This window comes from Endozoicomonas sp. ALB032, from assembly GCF_049310125.1.
GTDB lineage: Bacteria > Pseudomonadota > Gammaproteobacteria > Pseudomonadales > Endozoicomonadaceae > Endozoicomonas_A.
This window is the reverse complement of the sequence record NZ_JBLYNW010000001.1, coordinates 1838892-1854692: the sequence shown is the minus strand read 5'-3', so window position 1 is coordinate 1854692 and position 15801 is coordinate 1838892. Positions and strand designations below refer to the sequence as shown.

General features: G+C 48.8%; 15 protein-coding genes. 6 read left to right on the top strand and 9 right to left on the bottom strand.

Going from position 1 to position 15801, the window contains the following annotated elements:
- Positions 1-2 precede the first annotated feature (2 nt).
- The 4 genes from ACO6VG_RS06355 to ACO6VG_RS06340 form a co-directional block, all read right to left on the bottom strand.
- Entirely contained in the window at positions 3-566 is a 564-nt protein-coding gene (locus tag ACO6VG_RS06355; RefSeq protein WP_422139426.1) for an adenylyltransferase/cytidyltransferase family protein, read from the bottom strand.
- Positions 563-1435, bottom strand: coding sequence for an endonuclease/exonuclease/phosphatase family protein (locus tag ACO6VG_RS06350; protein ID WP_422136141.1), 873 nt, complete (start codon positions 1433-1435; stop codon positions 563-565). The genes ACO6VG_RS06355 and ACO6VG_RS06350 overlap by 4 nt, the downstream gene beginning before the upstream one ends.
- A gap of 65 nt (positions 1436-1500) precedes the next feature.
- Positions 1501-2196: a thiol:disulfide interchange protein DsbA/DsbL gene (locus ACO6VG_RS06345; protein ID WP_422136140.1), complete on the bottom strand. Its 696-nt coding sequence runs from the start codon at positions 2194-2196 to the stop codon at positions 1501-1503.
- Between the two features lie 319 nt (positions 2197-2515).
- Entirely contained in the window at positions 2516-3124 is a 609-nt protein-coding gene (locus tag ACO6VG_RS06340) for a c-type cytochrome (protein WP_422136139.1), read from the bottom strand.
- Positions 3125-3561: 437 nt separating this feature from the next.
- Here ACO6VG_RS06340 and yihA point away from each other — a divergent pair, with 437 nt between their 5' ends.
- On the top strand, positions 3562-4185 hold the full coding sequence (gene yihA / locus ACO6VG_RS06335) for a ribosome biogenesis GTP-binding protein YihA/YsxC (RefSeq protein ID WP_422136138.1): 624 nt from the start codon (positions 3562-3564) through the stop codon (positions 4183-4185).
- Between the two features lie 665 nt (positions 4186-4850).
- On the opposite strand, the gene polA is transcribed toward yihA, so the two are convergent.
- Positions 4851-7589, bottom strand: coding sequence for a DNA polymerase I (gene polA / locus ACO6VG_RS06330; RefSeq protein WP_422473184.1), 2739 nt, complete (start codon positions 7587-7589; stop codon positions 4851-4853).
- Positions 7590-7747: 158 nt separating this feature from the next.
- Here polA and ACO6VG_RS06325 point away from each other — a divergent pair, with 158 nt between their 5' ends.
- From ACO6VG_RS06325 to znuB, 5 genes are all read left to right on the top strand, one after another.
- Positions 7748-8158 carry a DUF2782 domain-containing protein gene (locus tag ACO6VG_RS06325; protein ID WP_422136136.1) on the top strand — a complete coding sequence of 137 codons (411 nt, stop codon included), beginning with the start codon at positions 7748-7750 and terminating at the stop codon, positions 8156-8158.
- 172 nt (positions 8159-8330) lie between these two features.
- Complete coding sequence (locus ACO6VG_RS06320) at positions 8331-10028, top strand: C2H2-type zinc finger protein (RefSeq protein ID WP_422136135.1); 1698 nt, start codon at positions 8331-8333, stop codon at positions 10026-10028.
- Between the two features lie 229 nt (positions 10029-10257).
- Positions 10258-10743: a Fur family transcriptional regulator gene (locus ACO6VG_RS06315; protein ID WP_422136134.1), complete on the top strand. Its 486-nt coding sequence runs from the start codon at positions 10258-10260 to the stop codon at positions 10741-10743.
- A 74-nt stretch (positions 10744-10817) separates the two neighbouring features.
- On the top strand, positions 10818-11597 hold the full coding sequence (znuC, locus tag ACO6VG_RS06310; protein ID WP_422137055.1) for a zinc ABC transporter ATP-binding protein ZnuC: 780 nt from the start codon (positions 10818-10820) through the stop codon (positions 11595-11597).
- Entirely contained in the window at positions 11590-12372 is a 783-nt protein-coding gene (znuB, locus tag ACO6VG_RS06305) for a zinc ABC transporter permease subunit ZnuB (protein WP_422136133.1), read from the top strand. Before znuC ends, znuB begins: the two co-directional genes overlap by 8 nt.
- Before the next feature lie 42 nt (positions 12373-12414).
- On the opposite strand, the gene ACO6VG_RS06300 is transcribed toward znuB, so the two are convergent.
- The 4 genes from ACO6VG_RS06300 to ACO6VG_RS06285 form a co-directional block, all read right to left on the bottom strand.
- Positions 12415-13077: an SCO family protein gene (locus tag ACO6VG_RS06300; RefSeq protein ID WP_422136132.1), complete on the bottom strand. Its 663-nt coding sequence runs from the start codon at positions 13075-13077 to the stop codon at positions 12415-12417.
- A gap of 92 nt (positions 13078-13169) precedes the next feature.
- The gene (cyoE, locus tag ACO6VG_RS06295; protein ID WP_422136131.1) at positions 13170-14087 is read right to left on the bottom strand and encodes a heme o synthase; all 918 of its coding nucleotides are present in this window, start codon (positions 14085-14087) and stop codon (positions 13170-13172) included.
- On the bottom strand, positions 14084-15169 hold the full coding sequence (locus ACO6VG_RS06290; protein ID WP_422136130.1) for a COX15/CtaA family protein: 1086 nt from the start codon (positions 15167-15169) through the stop codon (positions 14084-14086). Before ACO6VG_RS06290 ends, cyoE begins: the two co-directional genes overlap by 4 nt.
- A gap of 16 nt (positions 15170-15185) precedes the next feature.
- On the bottom strand, positions 15186-15791 hold the full coding sequence (locus ACO6VG_RS06285) for an SCO family protein (protein ID WP_422473181.1): 606 nt from the start codon (positions 15789-15791) through the stop codon (positions 15186-15188).
- Positions 15792-15801 lie beyond the last annotated feature (10 nt).

Here is a 15801-nt window from a genome sequence, read left to right as displayed (position 1 = left end):
CCTTATTGATATAAATGATGCTGAAGAATGTAATCATGAACCGAAGGCAAGAGCAAAGCAGCCACGGCTTCCTTGTTGTTATCGTCAGAACTTCCTGAAACTAACAGCTCTCTTACCTGAGTGCTTCGAATATTCTGTCGTTCCAGTGCAGTAAAGACCTGCCAGCGTTGTTCAATCTCTTCAGACCGATAGAAGCGTTTCCAGATCCGGGGATCGGCATTATCGGGCCCTCTGATAAAACCCAGCTGATCCCTGGGGTATTTCTGCTCCAGGAGTTCCAACAAATCAAAGGTATATACCGGTTTTTCGGGATTATCTGCCAGCATTTTCTGCTCAATGTCTGAGACTTCTATCTGACATTGAGGCAGTTGTACCGCATTCACCAGATGCTGGCACATGGCCACACGATGATGAAACGGTAACATCGACTTGGAAAAAGCATGGGCAGCATTGGGCACCAGCAATATCAGGTCAAACTGCTGTCGGGCCTGTTCCAATACATCCAGATGCCCCAACGTCGGCGGATTAAAAGCAGAACCCAAAACTCCTATTTTCCTGGCGGTCATGATGTTGTTTCCAAAATGACACTCTTCGGTACTTCCACTTCGACTGCGATGGGCAGATGATCTGAAATTGGCAGATTCAGTACACCGACCTGATGCACTGTCAGGGAAGGACTGACCAGAATATGATCCAGTGAACGACTGGGACGCCAGCTGGGAAAAGTGTTCAGTTCTGAGTGAACAGCCTGCAAGTCAGTATCTTTCAGGGGTGAGTTGTTTAGCAGTTGTTCAGCGTGGGTATTCATATCGCCCATCAGGATCACATGATTGTAAGTTCTGACCAGATCCCTGATATAAGAAAGCTGATTATTTCTGGCCCTCTGGCTGAGAGCCAGATGCATCATCGCCACAACTAAAGGATCCCCCTGGTCACCAAACTGGGCAACGATAGCTCCCCGTCCGGGAATCAATCCGGGCAGTTTATGATCCTCAAGAATGATGGGTTTGTATCGGCTCAGCAATCCGTTACTGTGCTGCGCCAGTTTTCCGAGATTCCGATTCAACTGGTGATACCAATAGGGAAACTGGCATTTCAGGGCAAGGTATTCGGTTTGATTGATAAAGCCACTTCTGAGGCTGCCACCATCGGCTTCCTGAAGAGCTACCAGATCAAAATCAGGGAGGGCGGCAGCAATCTGATCCAGTGTTCTTGCGCGTCTGGAATGAGGCAACAGATGTTGCCAGCTGCGAGTCAGATAGTGACGAAATTGCTGGGTGTTGATGCCTACCTGGATATTAAAACTCAGTAGACGAATGTGTCCGGGCTTTTGTGATCGGGGGTTATAGACCAGCTCACTGCAGTGAACAGATCCCGGGGCTCTGTCCCTCTTCAAGCGAGAAGACAAGGCCCCCTTCAAAGCTCTAATCGGCATCAGTTAAACCTGAATTCTGGATGCTGGTCAGCCCGGCATCCATTTTGTCGAAGAGGTCAAAATGTTCAGCTTTTTGCCTTTGACTCTTCCTTAACCTTAGGCTTTAGCTGGGCTGCACGTTCATCACGCACTTTCTTGATGAGGAAGTCAGCAATAACGGGCATGTTTTCCAACCCAACTCTGGGCTCAATTACATATCGGCCATCGACTACCAAAGCTGGAACACCATTGAGATGATAACCTCTGATTTTTGCCCCCCCCTGATTCATCAGGTTCAGAACTCCGAAGGAATTATAGAAGCTTGCAAACTGCTTGGAATTAATGCCGTAGCGCTCCTGAAGAAAATTACTCATAGTTTTTACGTCGCCAAGACGGTTATTTCTATTCTGGATTTCAACAAAAATACTTTTGTGTATCTCGTTCAGTTTTTTCTCTTCAGGTATCATGGTTTCCAAGGTGTAGTAAAGCTGGGCATGGGTTTTCCAGATGTTTGGACCAAAGAAACCGGGCGTACGAAGAACGCGGGTGTCTTTTTCCAGAGAAGGCTTCCAACGCTCAACAATGGGTTCCAGAGTGTAGCAGTGTGGGCAGCCATACCAGAAGACTTCAGCCACTTCGATCTGGCCTTTCTTCACTGAAGTCTGAACCGGATCAGGCAGTACCCGATAGTCCTGACCTTCCTTATATTTGTCTTGCACAGCAGCCTGCGCCATTAATGGCAAAACCAGAGCCAACCATAAAAATTTCAGTTGTTTTGGCATCTAAAAACACTCCAAGGCTTTTATAATGATCTATCAGAGTGACAAGTTAACAGAAGTCTGGGCAGTGAGTCCAAGCAGAGGTAACCCTCTCTGTTATCCTATCGTATCGATCAGGAAAGATAAGGTATTTTCAAGGCAAATTCTTGTTGAATGTCGGACTATTGATAAAAAAATTTTTACGTTAAAAAGCCCATACAAAGAAAAATTTTTCTACCTTTCTTCCAATCATAAAAAAAACGGTTTACAACTTATCATTGCAAACCGTTTTTTGTGCTTACGGCTGAATCGCCAGACATCAGTACTGCTCAACCGACCGCCGCTATTGCCGCAGACCACTGATGTAACTCGACAGAGCGTCTACTTCTTTGTTGCTCAGTTTTTCAGCGATGCTTCTCATCACTTTGGTATCACCGTCATTAACACGCTCACCTTCTCGGAAATCACGCAACTGCTTGGCGGTGTATTGAGCGTGTTGACCACTGATTTTCGGGAAGCCTGCCAGGGAATTACCCTGACCCGTTGGAGAATGACAGGCTGCACAAGCAGGAATGCCTTTCTTCTGATCACCAAAGCGGTACAGCTGTTCACCCAGCCCCACCTGTTGAGGATCGGCTATCCCCTTTGGCGCAGGCTGGCTCGCATAGAAAGCAGCAATATCTTCGATATCCTGCTCTGTAAGCTGCCCTACAAAAGGCGCCATTTCCGGAACATTGCGGTTACCGGCTTTAATGTCTGAAATCTGTTTAACCAGATAGCGTTCGCCCTGTCCTGCCAGATTGGGGAAATTGGGCGCCAGGCTTACACCTGTTGCTCCATGGCAGGCGGTACAGGTTGCCACTTTGGCTTTTCCAGCATTTGCATCCCCCTTCGCAAATGCCACACCTGATACCCCCAAGGACACTACCAGACCGAAAATAACTTTTTTCATTAACCTGACCCAGCTACGGCACTTGCCATGAGTGACTGTTATTATCCCAACCCTTCCAGTCAGCTGCTCAGCGTCTGATTGTAAAGGCGGAGACCCCTCTGTCTTTACAAACATCCTCTTTATTCAGCTACTTTTTTCGACCTGTGCTCGGCCTCTATTCTGAAAAAGCTGGATTAAAATGGCTGCATATGCCTCAAAACGATGGCCATTATATACCTTAATGCTATTTTCCGATAGGTCGTTGAGCCCAGTAAATTCGCCAGTGTTCAGACAAACTGTTTTTTTTGGGGGCATTTAGCCTGCGACCAGCGGTTGCCAATTGTCGGCAAATACTTCGCGGCTATTCCATTTGCCCCACAAGTCAAGCAAAATTGCGCCAACTTTTCATTTCTATAGCGAAACTCCCGGACCAGGGAGCTTCCTGACAGGTCTGACACATGAGTGAAACCAGAACCGGTTTAAATTATCGCAAGGCCAAATTTCTGACCAGCGCTCCCAAGCTGAAACTGTGCCCGCCCGACAATGGCAGGGAAGTTGCCTTTGCTGGTCGCTCCAATGCAGGTAAATCCAGTGCGCTGAATACCCTGACGGGCTCAAAAATTGCCCGTACCAGTAAAACTCCCGGGCGCACCCAACTGATCAACTACTTCAATATCGAAGAGAGCATCCATCTGGTTGATCTTCCCGGTTACGGCTACGCCAAAGTACCGGAAGCTGTGAAAATCGAATGGCAAAAACATCTTGATGATTATTTAACCAACCGGGAATCTCTGGTGGGTCTCGTACTGTTGGTTGATATCCGCCACTCTCTGAAGGAATTTGACCGAATGATGCTCCAGTGGAGCATTGAATCCAGAATGCCACTGCATATTCTTTTAACCAAAAGTGACAAATTGAAGTCCGGTGTCGCAAAACAGGCCCTGAACAACCTGAAAAGAGAACTCTCGGAATATCCGCAAATTTCGATACAACTTTTTTCTGCCCTTAAGAAAACCGGTGTTGATCAACTGGCACAACGTCTGGATACCTGGTTGCTGTTGGATGACGAAGCGCTGGAATAAAAAAAGCTCCAGCCAACGGGGGAAGATGGCTGGAGCGCCAAGCTCCTTGACAAGGAGAGATCAAACACACAGATTGCAGTGAGAGAAAAGGGAGGGGAATTTCTCTCACATCGGACTATCGACCCGAACAGAAACCTTACAGTTGTAACTCCAGCTTCCAAACGAGACTCGTCCAATGCCTGACGCTCTTCGAGGCAAAAAAAAACCAGTTACCAAAGGGGGGGCGGTAACTGGTTCATTGCAGGCTTAGTCGGGGAACACAGCACTGCTTTAAATACCTACACTAAACACACACAACATACACACAACATACACACAAGGACTTGGTAACAAGGTTTTGCCTCGCTATACAACTTTTGACAACTGAATTTTTAAAAAGTTCCCGATGGATGAAAATATTTTTGATTTTTTTTCTGACAGGTCATCAGGCAAAAAAAACCGGCTACCAAGGGGGGAGGTAACCGGTTCCTCGCAGACTGTGTCGGGAAACACAGCGTTGCTTTTATTGCCAACACTAAACACACAAGGAGTTTGCAGAAAGGCTTTTCGCCTCCCTACATATACTGAGACAATCAAAATTCAAAAAAGTTCCCGAAGATGTGAAAAAAATAATATTTTTTTCACATCTTCAAATCTTTCGTGGAAACATTACCCTCATTGATGCATCAGTGAGCTTCATCCCAGTTGTATCCGGAGCCCGCTTCTACCACCAGGGGAACCTTCAGGTCTGCAGCCTGGGACATTTTTTCCACAACACCGGCTTTTACGATCTCCAGCTGATCCTCTGCTACTTCCAGCACCAGCTCATCGTGGACTTGCATAACCATTCTGGCATCCAGTTCACTCTCTGAAAGCCACTGATCCACATGAGCCATCGCTCTTTTTATGATATCTGCCGCCGTTCCCTGCATGGGGGCGTTGATCGCAGTCCGCTCCGCTGCCTGACGACGCATACCATTGCGAGCATTGATTTCGGGAAGGTAGAGCCTGCGTCCAAACAAGGTCTCAACATACCCTTTTTCTTTGGCAGACTCTCTGGTTCGGTCCATGTAATGAAGCACACCAGGGTAACGATCGAAATAAAGGTTGATGTACTCTTGTGCTGACTTTCTGGAAATACCCAACTGTTTGGCCAGTCCGAAAGAAGACATTCCGTAGATTAGACCAAAATTAATCGCCTTGGCACTTCTGCGCTGCTCTGAAGTGACCTCATCCAGCGCAACGCCGAAGACTTCCGCAGCTGTGGCTTTGTGAATATCCAGACCCTGCGCAAAGGCTTCCAACAAACCGGCGTCATCAGAAAGATGAGCCATGATTCTCAGCTCTATCTGTGAGTAGTCAGCAGCAATCAATTGATAGCCTTCAGGAGCGACAAAGGCCTGGCGAACCTTGCGTCCTTCCTCGGTTCGAATAGGAATGTTCTGAAGGTTAGGATCAGAGGAGGACAAACGACCGGTTGCTGTCACCGCCTGATGATAAGAAGTATGAATTCGCCCAGTGGCCGGATTGATCATCTGGGGCAGCTTATCGGTGTAAGTCGACTTCAACTTGCTAAGGCCACGATGTTCAATCAGAAGTTTTGGCAGGGGATAATCCAGTGCCAGCTCCTGAAGCACTTCTTCAGCGGTGGAAGCTTGCCCCTTCGGTGTTTTCTTGATGACCGGCAGACCCAGCTTCTCAAACAGAATCGCCTGCAATTGTTTGGGAGACGCCAGGTTGAAAGGCTCTCCCGCTGCATCATGAGCCTGCTTTTCAAGCTCATGTAGACGCTCGCCAATCTCCATACTCTGCTGCGCCAGCAGGTGGCCATTAACTCGGGCTCCCTGCCTTTCCATCCGCGACATAACAGCTACCAGGGGCATTTCTATATCACGAAATACAGAGTACAGAGACGGCTCATGCTCCAGTTGAGGGGCAATCGTTTCATGCAGTCTCAGGGTAATGTCGGCATCTTCCGCCGCGTAGGGCGCCGCTATTTCAAGATCAATCTGGTTGAAAGTGAGCTGCTTTTTACCTTTGCCTGCAATCTCTTCAAAAGAGATGCATTGATGGTCGAGGTACTTCTGAGCCAGGCTATCCATATCATGGCGGGTAGCGGTTGAGTTCAGCACATAGGACTCAAGCATGGTATCCCAATGGATACCTTCCAGACTGATATCATAGTTAGCCAGCACACTTTTATCGTATTTCAGGTTCTGGCCTACTTTTTTCTTTTCAGGATTCTCCAGTAGCGGTTTTAGCTGCTCCAGCACCCAGTTTCTATCCAGCTGAGCGGGTGCGCCAACATAGTCGTGGGCCACCGGAACGTAGGCGGCCTTACCCGCTTCTACAGCGAAAGAGAGTCCAACCAGTTCTGCTTCCATATAATTCAGACTGGTGGTTTCGGTATCAAAAGAAAACAGCTCCGAGTCATTCAATATTTTCTGCCAGCGGCCAAAAGTCTCTTGATCGAGAACCGTCTCATATTCAGCGTGTACATCTGGCTTGGCCGACCCAGTTTCTGCGCCTCCGTCCATGTCTTTTTCCAGTTCAGCGATCATGGAACGGAATTCATACTCTTTATAGAGAGTCAGCAAAGCATTTTTATCTACCGGTTCCGCTTTCAGGTCCTCAATTGCAACAGGCAGCTGGACATCGGTTTTGATAGTGGCCAGATCCCGGGAAAGCCGCACAATATCCTGGTGCTCTTCAAACTTGGGAGCAAAATTTTTGCTGCCCCTGAAGCCCAGGGCAGGGACTTCATCCAGACGTTTGGCAATCTCGTCAATACTGCCAATCCCCTGTAACAGAGCCAAAGCGGTTTTCTGACCAACCCCGGGCATGCCGGGAATATTGTCACTGGAGTCACCCATCAGGGCGAGATAATCAATAATCAGGTGCGCTGGAATACCAAACTTGTCCACAACGCCATCCAGATCAGTACGGGTATCGTTCATGGTGTCGATCAAAGTGACATGCTCAGAAACCAATTGCGCAATATCCTTGTCACCGGTTGAGATGACGGTAGCAATTTTTTTCTCAGTGGCTTCTCTTGCCAGAGTGCCAATGACATCGTCTGCTTCCACACCCTCAATCATCAACAACGGCATACCCAGGGCTCGAACCATTTCGTGAATCGGTTGGACCTGTGAGCGCAGATCGTCCGGCATAGGCTTGCGGGTTGCCTTGTACTCCTCGTACAGATCATGCCGGAAGTTTTTCCCCTTGGCATCAAAGACGACCGCTACAGGACTGCCCGGATACTCCTTAAGCAGACTCTTCAGCATGTTCGTCATCACACGGATAGCACCTGTTGGACGACCGTCTGATGTTCTCAGGTTCGCTCGTTCTGAAGCATGGAAAGCCCGATAGAGGTAAGAAGATCCATCTACGAGCACAAGGGGCGGATTGGCTTGGTCTGACATTGCTGAATTGATCTCTGGTTAAAGAGACTGTCGCAAAAGTAGCATTCAGACATTTATATAACTGAACACCATCGGCTACAGCCTCCCAAATATTGGAGTAGACTGCTATTTTAATCTCTTTTTGCAAACGGACACATGGTTATTACTTGGGGCACGCTATGAAATCAGTAACAGGTTCAATGGCTTTTGCTGCAATCATGTCTTTATTTCTTCTCGGCTGTGCCAACTCTCCACCGTCATCCAACCCGACAGAAGCTGCTCTGGAAAAGCCTCCCAAAGTCGTTCAACCTGAATCGACAACGATCAGCAAGGAAGATTTTGAAAAAATTCCTAAAAACCTGCGTCCGGAAGATCTTGAGCAAAGGGATGACACTACCGTAGTCATTCGTCCCGGCAGCCAAGGAATCATAAAGGAATACCGAATTAATGGCTTTCTTTACGGGATCCATGTCACCCCCGAGTTTGGCGAACCTTACTATCTGGTCGCAGCGGATCATATGGGTAACTTTATAGATCCCACCAAACCCGAAATGCTGATTCCATCCTGGACTATTTTTAAATGGGAGTAGATGGCTGAGCCTTTACTCTCAGTGGGTGCGGGATTCCCGTCAGACTGCTACCTGTTCACGATTTTGCAATGATTTCTGCTTAAAACGCCTCACTATCACCAAGATTGTCTAACCTGAGTTTTCAACTTACATTCAAAGGAAAACTCGAACATTGCAAGCTGTAAAAAAATTCTTGCTGATTTGGATCGCGGCCTTCAGCAAAGTCAGCTCAAATTGCTACAGCATGGACGAATATCTTGCCTTTTTTATGGCGCACGGCAGAACACTTTTGACCACCCAACAACTTTTTGTTGAGGTCACATCCACGCAAGCAATATACCTCAAAGAAGCGAATGTCCTTCCATTCCCTGACACACATTGCATAACTACGAAAATCCAGGGAGAACAGCTGTGTTTCGGGAACAAGGATCCAGCCCGTGTCCGGCTCCAGCCCACCAAAAGCATCAAGCTCGGACTATCTCCCCAGAGTATTTCACAACTGAAATTCAACGCATCACTCCCATCATCAACTTCAGTGTCCCTTGCCGGGCAGAGTGTATTCCCTGAGTTTGACTCGGGGACTGAAGCTTACAAACAGGGCAGATGGCCGAAGTTATTTCGCAGCTACTGGGAATGCACAGATGGGCCGGTACGTGAGGGTAAACAGGACGGAGAGGATGAAACTATCGAGTGGTATGTCTTTGAAGAGAGTGGGAATGAGCCTGATGACTCCAATGATGCAAATATTCGATATGAAGAGCCAGCTCACGAGGAGACACCCTTAAAGCCTGATACCCGCTACTGCCTGCCGCGCTGTTCCGATGATCAAAGCCAAATAAGCAGAGCCTCGCCCGGTGATGGAAACAGTGAAGGAGCGACAGGCAATGAAGGCCAATCAAGTCCTGAGAATACCAAGAATCAGGAAAATGAGGATGAAGGCACGAGCGAAGACACATCAGAAAACGCGGAGACAGAAGAAAACCATCATGAAGATATCGAGCCTTGCCGAACTTGTGGTGAATCATTTTGTGAGCACCCCGAATTCTACTTTGATACCCCTACAAAAGCCAATTTCCCCGAAGCCGCCTCAGAAACAGCAAAGCCCCATACCTGCATCGCTCCAGACTGCAATCGCCGGTTCACTTCTGTTTCCAACCGAAATGCCCACGCTCGCAGGATGCATGGCAGGGAAAAGCCTCATGCCTGCACCGATTCAGACTGTAATCGTCAGTTCGCTTCTATTTCCAACCGTAATGCCCACGTTCTCAGGAAGCATACTGAGGTAAAACTCTATCCCTGCACCGATCCTTACTGTAATCGCCGGTTCGCTGTTATTTGCGACCGCAATGCCCACATTCGTAGGATACATGCCAGGGAAAAGCCTCATCTCTGCACCTATCCAGACTGTAATCACCGGTTCGCTTCTGCAACGGAGCGTGATAGACATATTCGCAGGATGCATACTATGGAAAAACCCTATGCCTGCAGCAATCCAAACTGTGGTCGCCGGTTCATTTCCAATTCCGACTGCAACATGCACTTTCGCAGAATGCATAATAGGGAAAAGCCCCATGCCTGCATCGATCCAGGCTGTGATCGTCGATTCGCTTTTATTTGCGACCGTGATGCCCACATTCTCAGGGTGCATGCCAGTGAAAAGCCTTATGCCTGTAATGAGCAAGACTGTGATCGCCAGTTCGTTACTGCAACCGAGCGTGATACCCACACTCGCAGTAAACATACTATGGAAAAGCCCTATGCCTGTGACAAACCAGACTGTAATCGCCGGTTTGCTTCTTCTGCCAGCCTTAATGCCCACGGTCGCAGGATGCATAGCGAGGAGCCAAAACGCAAACGCCAGAGAATTGAAAATCAGGGTGATCGGAAGTAAATAAAATGACTATGATGTAACAGCCGTTAAGGAACGATTCCTCACAATAATCGGATAAAGCTACACTTCGAAGGGCTTTCTCTGCATCAAGGAATACATCGAGAATCAGGATCAGCCCGTCAGCTCTGACGAAATTGACCTCCCGCCCGGTTCGAAATGAATACTCTTTCGATTATGGATAGAAGTTTGGTTATAATATAACATCGTTCACCAACTACCTTTCATTGTCATGATCAGTGTCCACCAGCATCACGACCATCATGTGTGTATATCAGAAGCCTTGCAGGAGGCTCGTATACTCTGTCAACAGAGGGGAGTCAGGCTGACCCATCTCCGTGAGAAAGTACTGGAACTGGTCTGGCAGAGCCATCAACCCGTTGGAGCCTATGAGATTCTTGCCCAACTGACGAAGCAGGAAGAGCGGGTAGCTCAACCCCCCACGGTTTATCGCGCCCTGGACTTCTTGTTGGAGCAGGGCCTGGTTCACCGTCTCTCCTCTCTTAACGCTTTTATTGGCTGCCCGCATCCCGGCATAAAACATAACAGCTGTTTTCTTATCTGCGAGAAGTGCCGCGTGACACAGGAAATCGATCATCAGGCCATTAACCAGTCGATTAGCTCCTGTGCCTCTGATCAGGGATTCAAGATCGTTGACACTGCGATTGAACTCACAGGTTTGTGCTCAAGCTGCCAGAAATTCCAAGAGTCATTATGAGTTCAGACCAAGCCTCTGCCTGTAAAAAAACGTCTGGCCATAAAACAGTAACCACAAAGGATCTGAATGCCCCTATGTCTGAAGAGACGTTAATCAGATTGAACAACATCCATGTTGCGTTTCGCGAACGAGAAGTCGTTTCCGATATTTCTCTGGACGTAAAAGCGGGTGAAATCGTGACCCTGATAGGACCGAACGGGGCCGGTAAAACGACACTGGTCAGAGTTGTTCTGGGCCTGCAGACACCTGATTCCGGTAGCCGGACCATGAAAGAAGGCCTGCGTATCGGCTATATGCCACAAAAATTACATGTTGACGAAAGCATGCCCCTGAGCGTTAAACGCTTTCTTTCCCTGACCGGACAATCAGGAAAACAGATTCGTTCGGCACTGGCAAGAACCGGAGTAACCCACGTCATCAACTCACCGGTTCATTCGCTTTCAGGCGGAGAGCTTCAGAGAACATTGTTAGCCCGGGCACTGCTCAACAAACCTCATCTTCTGGTGCTCGATGAGCCGGTTCAGGGAGTAGACGTCAATGGTCAGAAAGAGCTTTATCACCTGATCACCGAACTCAGAAATGGCAATAACCCTGAGCTGAAAGACGGCTGCTCTGTCTTAATGGTCTCCCATGACCTTCATCTTGTGATGGCCTCAACAGATCGGGTCATTTGCCTTAACCAGCACCTCTGTTGCTCAGGTCACCCTCATCAGGTTCGTCAACACCCGGCCTATCTGAAACTTTTTGGTGGAGAGTCCGAGGAACTGGCTGTTTACGCTCACCACCATGACCACGAACATACTGTTGATGGTCATATCATTCACAAGAAAAACACCGGGAGCACTCATGTCTGAACTGCTCCTTACCGCACTGCTGGCAGGATCAGGGGTTGCTATAGTGGCAGGGCCTCTGGGTTGTTTTGTCGTCTGGAGAAAGATGGCCTACTTTGGCGATACCCTCTCTCATTCGGCACTGCTGGGCGTAGCCCTGGGGCTGCTGCTCGATGTTGATCTTAATCTGGCCATTGTAGTGTGCTCGCTGTTTCTTGCGGTTCTCCTGGTCTCGCTGCAGGAACAACAAAAAATGGCGTCCGATACACTCCTGGGGATTCTTGCCCATAGCAGCCTTTCTCTGGGTCTTGTTGCGATCAGTTTTTCCGAGAACGTCCGGATCGACATGATGTCCTACCTGTTTGGAGACATTCTGGCGACCTCACCCACAGACCTGTTCTGGATATACGGCGGCGGCGCACTGGTTCTCATCACTCTGGCCCTGCTGTGGCGACCTCTTCTGGCCATGACTATTCATGCAGAGTTGGCCCAGGTTGAAGGTTTTCCGGTGCGAAGAACCAAACTGATTCTGACCCTGCTGATGGCCCTTGTGATTGCTGTGGCTATGAAAATTGTTGGTGTGCTTTTGATCACTTCACTGATGATTATTCCGGCCGCAACAGCCCAGAGGTTTTCCCGAACACCGGAACAGATGGCTATCATCGCTGGCATCATTGGCCTGTTGAGCGTGGCAGGAGGATTGACTGCATCCTGGCAACTGGATACACCGTCAGGACCTTCCGTTGTCGTCTGTAGCTTCCTGATTTTTGTTTTGGGTTTGAGCTTCAAACGCAGCTGATCGACGGGCCAGTCTTTCTGGCCCCGAAGCCTGATAACCGAGTTATTCCTGATAAAGCTCATCAACACCCACCATTACCCGTGTCAGTTTTTCTGAATCCAGAGGCGGGCGGATAAAGCCGTGGTAGTCCCCCTTTGGATTGATGATGACCAGGTTAGCGCCATGATCCACCAGATAGTATTCATCTTCCGGATCGATGACCGGTGTGTAGGGGATGTTCATTTGCACGGCCAGGTTATGGATAGCTTTCTGGGAGCCCGTCACACCCACAAAATCAGGGTTAAAATGTGGGACATAGCCATTAAGCTTCTCTACTGTGTCCCTGCGTGGATCAACTGTCACCATGAAATAATGCATTTTCTTTGCCATTTCAGGGTTATCGTTCTTCAACAGCTTATCCATCTGGTTCAACTGACCCAGCGTAGTAGGGCAGATGTCCGGACAGAAGGTGTAACCAAAGTACACCAGGGACCATTTGCCTTCGAGATTGGCTTGGGTAAAAGGTTGCCCCTTGTTATCCACCATACCCTTCATTTCAAAGGTGCGTGGCTTGTCGAAAACCACTGTACCCATTCGCTGTAACTCTTCCAGTGTCAACGATGGCTTGTTTGTGTACTTGTAGAACGTCAGACCCATAATGACCGCAACAATGGCCACCAGAATCAATACTGTTTTATTCACGTTGTTTCTGATCCCAGATTCCATGGACAATCCTCTGGAGCCCTAAGCTCATAAAAAAAGCCCTCGGCTCGTATACAGCTCGAAAAAAACTGTGGCTGCTTTCAAGCCTATGCCTGTTAAAGCCACAAATAGAACGTGTAATGATCCACCAGCAATACCACGAAGAGCAACATCAAATAGGTAATGGAATACTTGAACGTCTTGATGGCGGCATGGGGCCTGCTTTCTCGCAACAGAGCAATAGCCCAGTAAAGAAAGCGCCCCCCGAGAATCAATGCACCCGCCAGATAAACAGTACCACTCATGCCAGTCAGGAAAGGCAGAACACTGACCAGAATCATGATCACTGTATACAGCAAAATATGCAGTTTGGTGTATGCCTCTCCATGAGTCACCGGCAACATGGGAATGTCCGCCCTGGCATATTCAGCTTTGCGATGAATAGCCAAAGCCCAGAAGTGAGGAGGCGTCCAGGCGAAAATAATCAAGACCAGCAGCAGGGCGTGTCCTTCAAAGTGTCCGGTCACTGCCGTCCATCCCAGCAGGGGAGGGGAGGCACCGGCAATCCCGCCAATGACAATATTCTGTGGAGTAGCACGCTTTAAAATCAGAGTGTAAATCACGGCATAACCCATCAGTGAGGCCAGTGTCAGCCAGGCGGTCAAAGGGTTGACCAGAAACACCAGAATCCCTATGCCCAGCACACCCAGAGTAAAGGCAAACAACAAAGCCTGAAGTGGCTCAACACGCCCTGTGGCTACCGGTCTCTTGTGGGTTCTGGCCATAACCGCATCAATCTGTCGATCGACCACATGATTGATCACCGCAGCGGAAGCGGCCGAGAGAGCAATGCCCAGATTACCAAACAGCAGAATATCCAGGGGCACCATGCCCGGCGTTGCCAGGCACATACCAATCACTACCGTCAGAACCATCAGGGCGACCACCCTGGGTTTGGTCAGCTCAAGATAATCACGCCAGTGAGCGGATTCCTGCAGGGATGCACTACTGCTCTTTTGAATGACCTTACTCATGATTGAACCTCACTGAATCCTTCAGATATGTTCATACGGAAGTTGAGAGCCACCAGTGTCAACAGCAAAGCAGCACCTCCCAGATTATGAGCCACTGCCACTGAAAGTGGCAGGCTGCCCAGGATGTTACTGACCCCCAAAATGACCTGTACCAGCAGAGCCAGAAGCATCAAAGTGGCCAGCACTCTCAGGCTGTTTCGGTTATTAGACAACTGTGTATTACTATATCGAAGTACCTGTACAAAAAGGAACAGCAGAAACACCGTAGTCACCAGTGCCCCTAATCGGTGTAAAAGATGTATAGCAGTCCGGGCTTCAGAGTCCATTTTTCCACCCAGATAATTCGGACCAATAGACTGGCTGACATTCAAACCGTCGGCAAAATCAGCCTCAGGCAGCCATTGCCCCTGACACATAGGAAAATCAGGACAGGCCAGGGCGGCGTAGTTGGAGCTGGTCCAGCCTCCCAGTGTGATCTGTAAAATCAACACCAGCAGTCCGACAGCGGCTAAGCCTCGCAGCCGATCTCTCTGGCCAGAGGAGGGGAGTTTTGGCCAAACCAATCCGGATAAACGAAGGGTCAGTAAAAACAACAAACTAAAGGTAGCAAAGCCACCCAGAAGATGAGCGGTCACCACCTGGGGCCAGAGCTTTAATGTCACAGTCCACATGCCGAAAGCCGCCTGCAGAATAATCAGCCCCAGAATCAATAAAGGCAGTTTTAATGGCTGTCCCGGCTCTTTCCGGTTCCGGACGGCCTGAATGGCGATCATCAAAACCAGCAGCAGCAGGGAGCCTGCGACATACCGATGCACCATTTCAGCCCAGCCTTTGTCGACCTCTACCGGGGCATGGGGAAAGAGTGTTTCCGCTATGGCTATTTCCTGCGCTGTTTCAGGTACTGTCAGGAAGCCATAACAACCTGGCCAGTCAGGACAACCCAGTCCTGCGTGAACCAGTCGTGTATAAGCCCCTAACCCGACAACCACAGCGGCCAGCAAGGTTGCAAACAGGGAGAGATAAAAACCCGTTCTCTGTCGTTTTGTCTGGCTTCTTGTTTTTTTAATAGACGCTGTCGTCATAGAACACCTTTCAATGTCAGCCGATGTTTGATGCTTTAAGCAACTTCCTTAAGTCTTTTAATAAATCTCCACCGTACTGCCCTGGCTGATACTTCATCATGATATTCCCCAGGGGGTCAACGATGTAAAAGCCATTGGTTGGCCATTCTCTTTTTTCACCCGGGTTTTTACCCAGAGCGTTCAACACCGATTCTTTACGACTGCCTAACCAGATCAGATCAGGGTGTTCGCTGAGTAAACGCTTGTTTAATTCAGGATTCGATGAGGACGAAATGAACAGCCGAACGACCCGGTCACTGTCTCTACCCAGCGCCAGATGCGCCTGACGGGTTTGATAGAGCGCTTCCTGACAGGCCTGATCAGAACAGGCATCGTCACCAAACACCAGAACCCCCCAACGTCCCTCCAGCCCCTGCAGATCAAACATTTCATTATTTTTCTCAAGCGTCATACTCTGGAAGCTGGCAGGGGGTAACAACAGTTCACCTTTGTTCGTACGACCATCCGGCACAAACTGTGTTCCAAAGAAATAAAAGTACCAGGCCAAACCCATTGCCAGAGAAGGCATGAGAATAACCAGAGCCAGTTGCCAGCGACTTTTTGCTTTCTTTACTCTTTTCATTCTTATAATA

Coding starts and splice junctions, on each gene's coding strand:
- ACO6VG_RS06355 (WP_422139426.1), bottom strand. CDS start 566: ATGACCGCCAGGAAAATAGGAGTTTTGGGTTCTGCTTTTAATCCGCCG.
- ACO6VG_RS06350 (WP_422136141.1), bottom strand. CDS start 1,435: ATGCCGATTAGAGCTTTGAAGGGGGCCTTGTCTTCTCGCTTGAAGAGG.
- ACO6VG_RS06345 (WP_422136140.1), bottom strand. CDS start 2,196: ATGCCAAAACAACTGAAATTTTTATGGTTGGCTCTGGTTTTGCCATTA.
- ACO6VG_RS06340 (WP_422136139.1), bottom strand. CDS start 3,124: ATGAAAAAAGTTATTTTCGGTCTGGTAGTGTCCTTGGGGGTATCAGGT.
- yihA (WP_422136138.1), top strand. CDS start 3,562: ATGAGTGAAACCAGAACCGGTTTAAATTATCGCAAGGCCAAATTTCTG.
- polA (WP_422473184.1), bottom strand. CDS start 7,589: ATGTCAGACCAAGCCAATCCGCCCCTTGTGCTCGTAGATGGATCTTCT.
- ACO6VG_RS06325 (WP_422136136.1), top strand. CDS start 7,748: ATGAAATCAGTAACAGGTTCAATGGCTTTTGCTGCAATCATGTCTTTA.
- ACO6VG_RS06315 (WP_422136134.1), top strand. CDS start 10,258: ATGATCAGTGTCCACCAGCATCACGACCATCATGTGTGTATATCAGAA.
- znuC (WP_422137055.1), top strand. CDS start 10,818: ATGTCTGAAGAGACGTTAATCAGATTGAACAACATCCATGTTGCGTTT.
- znuB (WP_422136133.1), top strand. CDS start 11,590: ATGTCTGAACTGCTCCTTACCGCACTGCTGGCAGGATCAGGGGTTGCT.
- ACO6VG_RS06300 (WP_422136132.1), bottom strand. CDS start 13,077: ATGGAATCTGGGATCAGAAACAACGTGAATAAAACAGTATTGATTCTG.
- cyoE (WP_422136131.1), bottom strand. CDS start 14,087: ATGAGTAAGGTCATTCAAAAGAGCAGTAGTGCATCCCTGCAGGAATCC.
- ACO6VG_RS06290 (WP_422136130.1), bottom strand. CDS start 15,169: ATGACGACAGCGTCTATTAAAAAAACAAGAAGCCAGACAAAACGACAG.
- ACO6VG_RS06285 (WP_422473181.1), bottom strand. CDS start 15,791: ATGAAAAGAGTAAAGAAAGCAAAAAGTCGCTGGCAACTGGCTCTGGTT.